The following is an 11,147-nucleotide window of genomic DNA, read 5'->3' on the forward strand; positions in this document are numbered from 1 at the left end:
ACCTCCCTTACTTAGCTCTTTTTAAAATACACAAATTTTATGTTTTATCAAGATAATTTTTACAGCTTAAAGCCTATTCTCAAAGCACCCCAGTGTTTTCCATTTAGCTTAATTTCAGAGGAAATATCAAACATTAAAACACCAACATCGCGCGGGTAGGGTTGCAGTATATACTTTCTGGTATTTCTTGCTGCTGTTATACCCGTAAAATCGTTAAAAATCCTCATAGAGCGGTTACCTAACAAATCTTTTTTATAATCACTCGTTAGTGGTTTATCATATTTTGAATTATGTGATGGCAGATAACCATTATCATCTACCAAGACAACAAATACAAATTTTTTATGCTTGCTCAAAATTTCATCCTCTATCGGCTGAATATACTTTTTAGCAAAATCTGTAAATTTTGTAGTATACTTTCGCGGATTAGTGCCTGGAACTTCGATATAATTTCTATCCCACAACTGTTCTTCTGATATCTCTTTGTTCTCTATTGCGGATTGGAATGCTTTTTCTATTTTATTTACACCTTCTTCCAATATGTTGACAATATTAAAGAAATCATCGTCATCCTCAAGCTTAAACTCGATAATATCATACTCATCCTCTCTTTTCATATACGAACCATCGTCTTGTTTTACCATATTAACGCTCTTATATATAAAGCCGTTTTTTATAATCATATCCAGATAGACACCAAATAAAACAGGATAGGGGCAAATTGTTGTTCTAAGCAAAGCTCCACCTACACTTGTTGGGCAATACATACATTTATCTTTATGAACCTTAAAAACAATCCTTTTATCATCCCCCTCAACGTCATATCCATCAGCAAAAAACATGAATTTATTTAAATCATCGAAAAGTTCTTTATATAATTGGGAGTTTAGCTCCTTGCCGTCTATGAACGGGAAACTACCCATTTGCATCTTATGCCTTATAAGTCTTTGAGTTGCTGTCTTCATTGAAGGAACAAGCATAGCCTTACTCATAATACCTAAATCAAAAGTAGCCCCCATGGTGCTGGCCCATAAAAGATGAGCACCATCAAGCTTTTTAAGTCTTTCCTGCCTGTCCTTTTCACTCATAACACACCCCCTATACATCTAAATATAGTTTAAGTTAATTTATATGAAATTATTTAGAAATGAACAAGTGCTTTATTATATCTATTCAACTTTTTCCTCTTTACTTTTTCGTCTCTTTTTATTTAAATATATGCATGAAAAAAAGAAAGATAGAAATTTTAAAGTTTGGACTTATTATAACTGTTATCTATATTACACTAACAACACTAATTATCCCTCATTCCGCACCTCTTTCTCCGTTTATACCATAAAATCCCATATAATTACTACCCAATAGCTCCAATATCAGCCTATGCTTGTTTTCCAACCCAACAATCTGCTCTTGCCCATTAAGTAAGAGTAGATGTATAGCAAAGAAGTTCTCAAACACCCATCTTGCAGTGGGATTCTGAATGGGTTTGCCAAGTTGATTGGGAAAGGATTTGTTTTGATTTTTAAGCTCACTTCTTATTCTGTATTCCAAGGCAGAATAGACAAGCAAAGAGAGTGTCATTATCATAAGCATTGCTTCAATGCGTTTTGGGTTCTTTAGAAACATGGCATCGCTTAAAAACTCTGGTGATTTTAAGAACCTAAAGCCCCTTTCTATTCTCTGTTGAGATTTATACTCATCAAGCAGTTCCTTGGCAGACAGTGTCATATCATTGGTTGCAAGGATAAAAAGGCCACTCTTTTGGTTCTGTTTTTGTTTTAGGTATTCTTCATTTGGCTTGGTCTCTATAATCCAGTAGTATTCATAGTGGTCTGGTTTAGCATTTGGTTTTGGTCGTCCTCTTGTTTTGTATTTGGGCTTTGATATGAGTTTAGCCTCTGATATCATTATGCATTCTAACTTCTTTGTTTTTTCTTCAAATGCTTTTCTTGCATCAGCTTCACAGAAAAATGCTCTCTTTTGTAATTTCTCAATGAGTTTTGTTTCCTGTTTTTCTTTTTCTTGATACTCTTTCTTTATCGTTTTGTCCCCTCTTGATTTAGCATAACTGCTTTTGTATAAAACCCACTGTTGTTTCATTCCTTCATAATCTACTGTGTACTGGATAGCCTGATAGTTCTCATCAAGCTGAATAAATTCCTCTTCATTGTGGTTTTTGAGTATCTCTTTTGCCTGTTTTAGTTTCGATGGAACCCTTGAGATGAAAAGCATGTTGTTTTTCTTAAACTCTTCCATTGTTTTAGAACTAAAGAGGGCTGCATCGGCTATCACCTTTGTCTTTGTATTATTAGCATTCTTTAAAGAGTTAATATGCTCCTTTACTATATTGGCAAATGCCTGTGTATCTATTTTATTACCATCTGCAGGCTTCATCCATATGGGAATGCCTGCTTTGTGTTCTACTATAAGATTTAAAACCACCTGATTGAGCTCTGGATGGTGGTCTCTGCTGTATCCCTGGGTGATAAAGACTGGGGTTGGCTCATACTCTTCTTCTTTTCCTCCTTTTCCCCATTTTCCTTCACTGTTATTTCCCTTTTCTTCTTTTCCATTTCTTTCTTTTACTTTTCCTTTTTCTTTTTCTTTTTCTTCTTTCGTCTTTTGGTTTGGATACTTACCGTCAAGATGAAAGCTTGTGCTGTCTAAGTGTATGGTAGAGGGTGTAAGGTTCAGTATTTTGAGTGCCCTGCTTGCTATCTTTTCATACAGTTCACTTACGCCGTATTCAAAGAGCTTATCTAATGTTCTACCAAGTGCATCATCGTTGAACCAAGAGAAGTCAACATCCCTTCCGAATAAGGGACTTAAAATATTTTTGTGTCTCCCCCACAAACCTACTAAAATGGAGTGGGGTTTAATGAACTGTTCTAATGAACTCTGAAATTAGGCTAAGTATGGAGGAGCTTTAAGAGATGAACAGAAAGATGCTTAAGGAGATAATCTCAAACATGGATATGGATGTAGTAAAGGAGTTGGATGAATACGGAAAGAATAAACTGGCCACCCTAATGGAAGGACTACTTATTGAGATAATGGGTAAGGAAAGATACGAGTACTTACTTGAGAACCCAGAAGACAAAGGCAATGGAACCTACAAAAGGAGCCTAAACACAGGCCTTGGTAAACTGAATTTGGATGTCCCAAGAACAAGGAGCGGAAACTTCCGCTCTCATCTTCTCCCTCCCAAATATCAAAGGTATGATGAAAGCTTTGAGGATTTAATCTTCTCCTTCCTAATCAATGGAGACTCAAAACAGGAAATCGTGCACAAGATGAAATTGAGAGGACTGGATTTTAGTGAAAAAGCATACGATGAGATATTTGAATACATAAAGACACAGATGCTTGAATTTAAATCCAAAGAACTTCAGGAAAACTACTATTTTCTATACATATACGCCTATCACTGTATGGTAAAGGATGAAAAGGATAAAAGGGTAAAGAGAGCTGTCGTTTACACTGTTGTAGGGATAGACACAAATGCTCAAAAAACACTCCTTGGATATTACTCATTCTTTGGTAGTGAGAACAGATCCACCTGGATGGAAGTATTCCAGGATTTAATCAACAGGGGAATGAAAAGGGTCTTAATGTTCATCTGTGATGATTTCAACGGAATCTCAGAGGCAATAAGAGCCTTCTTTCCTTACTCGGATATTCAGAAATGCACAGTTCATGCATCAAGAAACGTATACAAGCATATGAAAAAGGAGGATGCCTCATATGTGAACAAAAAGCTCAAGGAGATTAAATACTCCTGTGATACCTTTGAAAAAGGGATAGAGATTTTCAAAACAGAGATAATTGACAGATTCAAAGACCAATACAAGACCTACACCAAATATTTAGACTCAAGAAAAGAAGAACTCCTTGCCTTCTTAAAGTACCCTGAGGTAATAAGAAAGTACATCAATTCAACAAACACTGTTGAATCTGTACATTCATCCTTTGAAAAACAAAGGCTAAAGAAAGGAGGGTTCTTCCAGTCCATGGATATCCTAAATGTTGCCCTTTTCATTGCAACAGATAAATTACACAAAACCTGGAATGTTAATCCTCTGATTAAGGCTAAAAGATATGAACTGAATCAGATGTTTGTTGCTAAGTTTGGGAAGGGAGTTGAAGAGTGAGGAGGGATTTGGTATGATGAGAGAGACACAAAAATTAGGGGATGTCTCCGAATAATCTCTTTAGTGGTTTGTCTTTGAAGAAGAGAGGAGTTAGGTAGAGTTGCTTGTTGACATAACCAAGACCGTTAAGGATCATTGCCTTTGTTGCTTCGCCATAGCTTAGGTTCTTTGATTTGCTTGATGATAGTATTTCATCATCTATGGTTTCTGCTATCTTTAGTTCGTCTATCATACCAGCTATTAGTCCTAAGTGATCCATGTTCTTGATAACTGCTTTTTGTTGTAACATTTAAATACCCCCTCTTTTTAGAGGGAGATGTAAGCATTTTCTGTTCCGTTTATTCTAAGACCCTTTTCATTCTTTTACTCTGTGCATTTGGGTTTGGTCAAATAAAATAGAGGTTTGGGTGCGGAAAGGGGGGTAATATAAATAAAATATTTGAGACTAGTAAGTTTAACATTGAAAAACTTAGCGATCTGTTTCTGGATGGGAATTCAAAATCAGAAATAATTAAATATATAGAAGGAATAAAGAGAAAGGAAACAAATTGCACAGGGTGTGTTCTGGAAATAGATACTTTTAGAAACAATAAAAAATGGATAGAGATTACCGCAACAGTTGAGAACATAAATAATGAACCTATGATAGTAATATCTATTAAAGATATAACCTATAAGTACCTCAAAGAAAAAGAGATTGAGTATATAAGTCTACATGATGATTTAACAGGACTTTATAATAGAAGATTCTTCAAAGAAGAGCTAAAAAGATTATTTGATAGGCGTAGCTACCCGTTAGCTTTAGTAATTTTTGATATAAACGGATTAAAAATGGTTAACGATATATTAGGGCATACATGGGGTGATTGGCTTATAAAGAAAGTTGCTGAGACACTAAAATCATCCGTTCGTGCCGTTGACCTTATCGCAAGAATCGGAGGTGATGAGTTTGTCTTATTAATGGTAAACACAACAGAAGAAGGCGTAAAAAGGTGCATCTTAAGAATTAAAGAAAGGTTAGATGAAGAAAATAAAAAGGAAAGTCACTCTTATTTGAGTGTTTCTATTGGATATGCCATCCAGAATGGTAAATTCAAAGACTCAGAGAAACTGTTTGCCTCAGCTGATGAATCAATGTATAAAGAAAAGTATTCAGACAAAAGAAATGATAAACTGAAGAAAATTCGGGAATCCATTAAGCTCATGAAACCAGAAAACGCAGAATCACATAAGCTTGAAGACTTTTTAAAAAGATAAACAAACATAAAAAACTACATTTAACCCCCCAATATAAACAGATGTTGATAATCATCGCATCAACAAAAAAGGCCGCAAAAAGCGGCCTTGAAATAAATACTACTTTTTAGGCTTGTTGGGTTTTTTATGATTATGATGGTGTTGATAGAAACCGAATTTTATTTTACATTCGTTCAATTCCTTGAAATTATTAGCTTTCTCAACGCAAACCTTATAACCCTCTAACTTCTTCAAATGAGTCTCAGTTCTTTTAATTTTAATATCTGTTCTATGAAGAATCTTTTGTTTTACTACCTGAAACTTATTATGATTGACCTGTGCTGAAGCAGTAGTTGTAGAAGCAGCATTTGCAGACAAAGACAATAAACCTGCAGTCAAAATAGCTACCGAAAAACCGCCAATCCTTTTAGTCAACTTTGCACCCATAAAACCTCCTCTTTTTTACTTTTTCTAACATAAAGGCATAAATAAACCCACCAACACCCTTCTTTACTTTGGCTTCACCTCCCATACGCAAGATTTATATTTGTGAGCCTGACATTGATGGCTTGAGTTAGGTGTGTATCATTCTTGATTTCTCTTGTTTTGCTTGACTCAAAACGCTCTGCAGCTGCTTCAAGGATCATGTTGAGCATCTCGCCGTATGAGATACCCGCAATCTTAGCCATCTTTGCAAGATGACCATCCCAGCACCAACCAGGATTTGGGTTTACCTCAAGTAGTTTGGGCTTAGACTCACTGTCAAGCCTCCAGTCAAACCTGCAATAGTCGTTTACATTTAGCCTTTCCCACAGTTTTAGCGAGCTTTCCACTATAATCCTTTCTGTTTCCTCATCCAGTTGAGCTAACCTGGATGTGTTGTTCCAGTAAGGGGAACCTGGCAACCACTTAGCTTCATATCCGCAGATCTTTGGTAGGTCATCTGGTAGTTTGGAGTAGTCCTCTTCAATTATAGGTAAGATTTTATAATTTCCCGATATATTGCCGATTATGCCTATGGTTAGATCGCTACCCGTTAAAAATTCTTCAATTAATACGGGTTTATCATGACCAAACTGCTCTTTGATCTCAGATAAGACCTCAATAAGCTCATCCATTGTATAAACTACGCTCTTCTTTGTTATACCAAAACTCGAATCGCCGAAATTTGGTTTAACGATCGCAGGAAAATTAAATGGAAGCTCTAAAACGGTCTTATCAGGCGTTACAAGTATGCCTTTAGGAACGGGGATTCCCATCTCTTTGGCTACACCCCTGATTAAGGATTTATCATAGCAGTAAGCCAAGCACTGCGGATTTGAACCTGTGTAAGGTATGTTAAGCATCTCAAGTAGGGCGGGTATGTACAACTCCTTTGTTGGCTCGTTGTTAAAGCCCTCATCACACAGGTTAAAAACAAAGTCTATCTTTGGTTTAAGTTTTATCAGATCGCTTATCAGGGTATCGTGATTGTTAACATAGATAAACCTGTAATTTTTTAGTTCGTTCAACGCCTTTTTTAGCTCATCGATTGTGTAGAAGTCATCCTCATCAAAGATGCCGTTGGGCTTCATGTTGTCCGGTTTGTTTGGGTCTCCCATAACAACAGCAACGGTTTTTAATGAAGCATCTTTGACCTTTGTAAATGTCCACTGTTTTTTGGTAAGGGCTGTAACTATTATTCTGTGTCCCATCATGCCAAGATCTTGGTTGCGTTTCGAACTTACGGATAGTGTTGAATGGAATTCCACATCATCAAAGCCTGATTTTTTCAGAAGCTCTTGCAATTTTTCTTTGCTGTAAAGCCTAACAGAGTAAAACTGATCAGCCATGATACCTTTTTCTTTATGTGCAATAATCTCCCTTGTAATTATTCGCTTGCCATCTGTTGAGAGACTCCTTTCCCTGCACACAAAAAATCTATTGTCCACCCATTCCCAACTTCTATTTTGCAGGTTTGATTTCAAATACTCACCACCAACAACATCCAACAAAACCTTGCCCCATGGCTTTAGAACCCTCAAAACCTCTTTTAAAACTTTTAAATCCTCATCTTCGGACTCAAAGTATCCGAAGCTATTACCCAATATCAAAACTGCGTCGAATGTGTCCGTTTTGTAGGGTAATTTTCTTGCATCGCCCTCTCTGAATTTGATCCCCAATGCACGCTTTTCGCTTTCCTTTCTTGCCTTTTGTATGAGATACCTTGACCTGTCAAGTCCTTCAACATTCAAAAAGCCCCTGCTTGCAAGCTCTATACTGTGTCTGCCTTGCCCACAACACAGATCCAAAACCTTATCCTCAGGTTTGATACCCAAAGCTTTTACAACCAGATCAACCTCGCTTTTTGTGATCTCTGAGTCCTCTACGACATCACCATCGCTTATAAGATACAGAGGGTTGAACAGATCCTTCCACCAGTCGGGTTTAACGAAACTTTCGAAATCCTCAACAGGTCCAAAACTTTTGGGCTTCACTTTGAGCTTTGAGCCCTTTCTGCTTTTCATGTGGGTCTAACAACCTCCTAAATCATAGGATAATTTGACGCTTTCTATACTCCTTTTTTTGGAAAAATCAAGAGATTTGATATCTAAGAAATCCTTGTTATGACAAGGTTTTTTAAGAATCAGACACAAATTGAAACTATGTAAAATTAACCTGACATGACGAAATGTTTAAAATAGCAATCCAGTTCATCAAGTGGCAGGTAAACCAGATCATTAAAATCCAATTCTGCAAAGAAAAATACATTGTAATCGTAATCCAGATAGGATAGGTCCATGTAATAATCTATAATCTTTTTTAAATTCTTTGAATGTCTCCTAAACCACAGAAAGTATATGCGCCTGTTTTGTGGTATTGCATCGACATTCTTATACTCTGTGTTAAGCATATCCAAAAGCTTAAGAAAGTTATCGTTAACCTTTATATCCAGATCAAGATACAAACCACCAAAATGATAAAGCAGCAGGAATCTAATTACATCAGACTGAAATCTATAGTGAAATCCTTTGAATTTTGACAGATCATAATTAAACTCTTTTAAAAATTTATTTATTTGGCTTGTCCTGTATAGTCTGTATGAGGGTATCTTTTCAAAGATCCTTTTATTATGCTCTATGAAGACCTCATACTTTTTGGGGATCTCATCCCCATCCGAATACCAGATCTGAAAAACATTGGGATACATCTTAACCTCCATCTATTTTATACCCAAAAAACTTTGATTTAACCAGCAGTTTTTTGTAAATTTTGAGCCATGAAACTTACGGTAAAAATTAAAGACCAAATAAAGCAAATTCAATTAAACAAAGGCGATAACCTTCTGAAAATACTGCATTCAAACGGCATATTCATAAACGCATACTGCGGCGGCAAGGGTATATGCAAAAAATGCATCGTTAGATTCTTGGAAAACACCCCAGAGCCTTTAAAGATAGAAAAGGAAGCATTAGCTGATAAAATAGAGGAAGGCTATAGGCTTGCATGCCTGCACAACATAGAAAAGGACGCAACGGTTGAGATAGAGGCATTAAAGCCCATATTTTCAGACTTTTTAGCCAATGTGTGCTGCGATGATGATAAAACACACATAGCTATAGACATAGGCACAACAACCATAGCTGCAGCTATGGTTGAGAACAAAAAGATAACAAATAGTATAAGCTTACTAAACCCACAGATAGCCTTTGGCGGCGATGTAATAAGCAGAATTGCATCATCTAACGAGGGAAACTTTAACACCTTAAGCTCCATTTTAAAGGACAGCATAAATGATATTATAAGTTCACTAAAAAAACCATCGTCAATGGTAATTTGCGCAAACCCAACGATGCTTTCCTTTTTTTTAGGGCTTAACCCAAAATCCATAGGTGAATACCCATACACACCACCGTTTAAAGGAAGCCTTACAACACAATTCAGTGATATTGATATCTATATACCACCTGTTATTGGGGCATTTGTGGGTTCTGATATAACATCGGCCTTGAGCCTTTTGCCAGAAAATGAAGACTTTTTATTTATTGATATCGGCACAAACTGCGAATTTATCTTAAAAATCAAAGACAATTATTTCTCATCCAGCGTTCCTGCAGGCCCTGCACTTGAGGGTACAAATATAGATTATGGAAGTATTGCTCAAAACGGTGCAATATATAAAGTAAGTTTTGAAAATGGTATAAAAGTTTACACCATAAACAACAAAAAACCTACAGGTATTACAGGCTCAGGCTTAATTAGTGTTATAGCCCTTTTGCGCAAATTTGGAATAATAGACAAAACCGGCAGACTCGTAGAGCCATGGGAAGCAGAAGCACCCTTTAGCATTATAAACCGCATAAAAGGCAAAGGATTCCTATTAACAGATGATATATACCTAACTCAGAACTCTATCAGAAATTTTCAGCTTGTTAAGGCATCTTTGAACGCAGGTTTGGAGTTGCTCCTAAAAAAGATAGGTCAAAAATTACCCAACAAAATATTTATCGGCGGAGGTTTCTCAAAAAGCTTAAGCAGAGACGAAATAATCAACTCTGGATTGTTGTCTTTTGAGGGTGAATTTGTTATGCTACAGAACAGTTCTTTGGCAGGTGGCTTAAGGTTATTTTGCTTAAAAGAAAGGGAGAAAGTGGAAAGGTTAAGTAAAAAAATAAAATACATAGAAATAGCAAACGAAGCCGACTTTGAGAGGTTATATATAAAGAAAATGGACTTCTAAATGACGGGCATTTGGATTAATGTCATTGGATTTAGCGCTGCAACGCTCACAACATTTAGCTTTGTGCCGCAATTCATCAAACTTTTAAAGACAAAGAGAACAGAGGGGCTAAGCTTAACCATGATGATTCAGATTGCTATTGGGCTGCTACTGTGGATAACCTATGGGGTATTACGCAAAGATATAGTTTTGATAAGTGCCAACACGGTTGGGTTTGTTATCGTTATGGCAACAATAATTATCTATTTCAAGGTGAACAAATATGAGGTTTAAGGTAGTAAGCTGGAATGTAAACTCCATCAGGGCAAGGCTTGAACTTGTGCTCGACTTTTTAAAAGCTAACCAACCGGATGTGTTATGCATGCAGGAGACAAAAGTTGAAAATGTACTATTTCCAAAAGAAGCTTTTGAAGAGTTGGGTTATAATGTAGCAACTGCAGGACAGAAAAGGTTTAATGGCGTTGCGACAGTATCAAAACTAAATTTAGAAGATATAAAAACCGACTTCTTTGACGCTGAAAAAGACCACAAAAGGAGTCTTTTAACAAAAATAAATGATATAACCATAATCAACCTCTATTTTCCAAATGGCCAAGCGCCAGATACAGAGCAATTCCAATACAAGCTAAACTTTATATACGAACTAAAAAGCTTTTTATCAAAGCACTACTCAATAGAAGATAAACTTATAATATTGGGCGATTTTAATGTGGCAATGGAAGAGAATGATGTATACGATGTTAAGCAGATGGAAGGAAAGATTGGATTCCATCCAGAAGAAAGGAAGGCCCTAAAAGAACTTTACAGTTGGGGCTTTGTAGATCTTTTTAGAAAATTTAACAAAGAAAAGGCGTTCAGTTGGTGGGATTACAGGGCAGCATCTTTCTGGAAGGATAGGGGGTTAAGGATAGATTACATATGGTCAACACCCACATTAGCTGACAAATGCAAGGATTGCTTTATAGATAAAAGCTATAGAAGAAAAAAGAAACCGTCAGACCACGCTCCCGTTGTGGCGGTTTTTGAGCTGGAGGGATAGG

General features: G+C 36.4%; 9 protein-coding genes and 2 pseudogenes. 5 read left to right on the top strand and 6 right to left on the bottom strand.

The features are described from left to right. Positions 1-59 precede the first annotated feature (59 nt). Together HIPMA_RS04715 and HIPMA_RS04720 are read right to left on the bottom strand one after the other, a co-directional pair. Positions 60-1,088, bottom strand: coding sequence for a hypothetical protein (locus HIPMA_RS04715; RefSeq protein WP_013681925.1), 1,029 nt, complete (start codon positions 1,086-1,088; stop codon positions 60-62). A 217-nt stretch (positions 1,089-1,305) separates the two neighbouring features. Then, positions 1,306-2,829: pseudogene (locus HIPMA_RS04720) on the bottom strand (IS1634 family transposase); the annotation flags it as partial. Positions 2,830-2,933: 104 nt separating this feature from the next. Here HIPMA_RS04720 and HIPMA_RS04725 point away from each other — a divergent pair. Then, entirely contained in the window at positions 2,934-4,151 is a 1,218-nt protein-coding gene (locus HIPMA_RS04725; protein WP_013681926.1) for an IS256 family transposase, read from the top strand. Between the two features lie 46 nt (positions 4,152-4,197). Here the strand turns inward: HIPMA_RS04725 and HIPMA_RS04730 are convergent. After that, positions 4,198-4,440, bottom strand: a pseudogene (locus HIPMA_RS04730) (DUF4277 domain-containing protein); the annotation flags it as partial. A 353-nt stretch (positions 4,441-4,793) separates the two neighbouring features. On the opposite strand from HIPMA_RS04730, the gene HIPMA_RS04735 reads away from it, so the two are divergent. Further along, positions 4,794-5,408 (top strand): GGDEF domain-containing protein, encoded by a 615-nt coding sequence (locus HIPMA_RS04735; protein WP_013681927.1) that lies wholly within the window; start codon positions 4,794-4,796, stop codon positions 5,406-5,408. Positions 5,409-5,507: 99 nt separating this feature from the next. Here the strand turns inward: HIPMA_RS04735 and HIPMA_RS04740 are convergent, their stop codons facing one another. The 3 genes from HIPMA_RS04740 to HIPMA_RS04750 all read right to left on the bottom strand — a co-directional run bounded on the left by HIPMA_RS04740 (position 5,508) and on the right by HIPMA_RS04750 (position 8,577). Further along, positions 5,508-5,834 (bottom strand): hypothetical protein, encoded by a 327-nt coding sequence (locus tag HIPMA_RS04740; protein ID WP_013681928.1) that lies wholly within the window; start codon positions 5,832-5,834, stop codon positions 5,508-5,510. 74 nt (positions 5,835-5,908) lie between these two features. Next, complete coding sequence (locus HIPMA_RS04745) at positions 5,909-7,894, bottom strand: methyltransferase domain-containing protein (protein ID WP_013681929.1); 1,986 nt, start codon at positions 7,892-7,894, stop codon at positions 5,909-5,911. A 146-nt stretch (positions 7,895-8,040) separates the two neighbouring features. Next, positions 8,041-8,577, bottom strand: coding sequence for a glycosyltransferase (locus HIPMA_RS04750; protein WP_013681930.1), 537 nt, complete (start codon positions 8,575-8,577; stop codon positions 8,041-8,043). Between the two features lie 69 nt (positions 8,578-8,646). On the opposite strand from HIPMA_RS04750, the gene HIPMA_RS04755 reads away from it, so the two are divergent. Genes HIPMA_RS04755 through xth form a run of 3 tightly spaced genes read left to right on the top strand, consistent with a single transcriptional unit; the run spans position 8,647 to position 11,146 of the window. Beyond that, positions 8,647-10,107, top strand: coding sequence for an ASKHA domain-containing protein (locus HIPMA_RS04755; protein ID WP_013681931.1), 1,461 nt, complete (start codon positions 8,647-8,649; stop codon positions 10,105-10,107). After that, complete coding sequence (locus tag HIPMA_RS04760; protein ID WP_013681932.1) at positions 10,108-10,380, top strand: SemiSWEET family sugar transporter; 273 nt, start codon at positions 10,108-10,110, stop codon at positions 10,378-10,380. Beyond that, positions 10,370-11,146 (top strand): exodeoxyribonuclease III, encoded by a 777-nt coding sequence (gene xth / locus HIPMA_RS04765; protein WP_013681933.1) that lies wholly within the window; start codon positions 10,370-10,372, stop codon positions 11,144-11,146. Before HIPMA_RS04760 ends, xth begins: the two co-directional genes overlap by 11 nt. Position 11,147 lies beyond the last annotated feature (1 nt).

The sequence above is a fragment of the Hippea maritima DSM 10411 genome (genome assembly GCF_000194135.1).
Lineage (GTDB): Bacteria > Campylobacterota_A > Desulfurellia > Desulfurellales > Hippeaceae > Hippea > Hippea maritima.

Bases quoted from the DNA above. Each gene is read 5' to 3' on its own strand.
- HIPMA_RS04715 (WP_013681925.1), bottom strand. From the start codon at position 1,088: ATGAGTGAAAAGGACAGGCAGGAAAGACTTAAAAAGCTTGATGGTGCT.
- HIPMA_RS04725 (WP_013681926.1), top strand. From the start codon at position 2,934: ATGAACAGAAAGATGCTTAAGGAGATAATCTCAAACATGGATATGGAT.
- HIPMA_RS04735 (WP_013681927.1), top strand. From the start codon at position 4,794: ATGATAGTAATATCTATTAAAGATATAACCTATAAGTACCTCAAAGAA.
- HIPMA_RS04740 (WP_013681928.1), bottom strand. From the start codon at position 5,834: ATGGGTGCAAAGTTGACTAAAAGGATTGGCGGTTTTTCGGTAGCTATT.
- HIPMA_RS04745 (WP_013681929.1), bottom strand. From the start codon at position 7,894: ATGAAAAGCAGAAAGGGCTCAAAGCTCAAAGTGAAGCCCAAAAGTTTT.
- HIPMA_RS04750 (WP_013681930.1), bottom strand. From the start codon at position 8,577: ATGTATCCCAATGTTTTTCAGATCTGGTATTCGGATGGGGATGAGATC.
- HIPMA_RS04755 (WP_013681931.1), top strand. From the start codon at position 8,647: ATGAAACTTACGGTAAAAATTAAAGACCAAATAAAGCAAATTCAATTA.
- HIPMA_RS04760 (WP_013681932.1), top strand. From the start codon at position 10,108: ATGACGGGCATTTGGATTAATGTCATTGGATTTAGCGCTGCAACGCTC.
- xth (WP_013681933.1), top strand. From the start codon at position 10,370: ATGAGGTTTAAGGTAGTAAGCTGGAATGTAAACTCCATCAGGGCAAGG.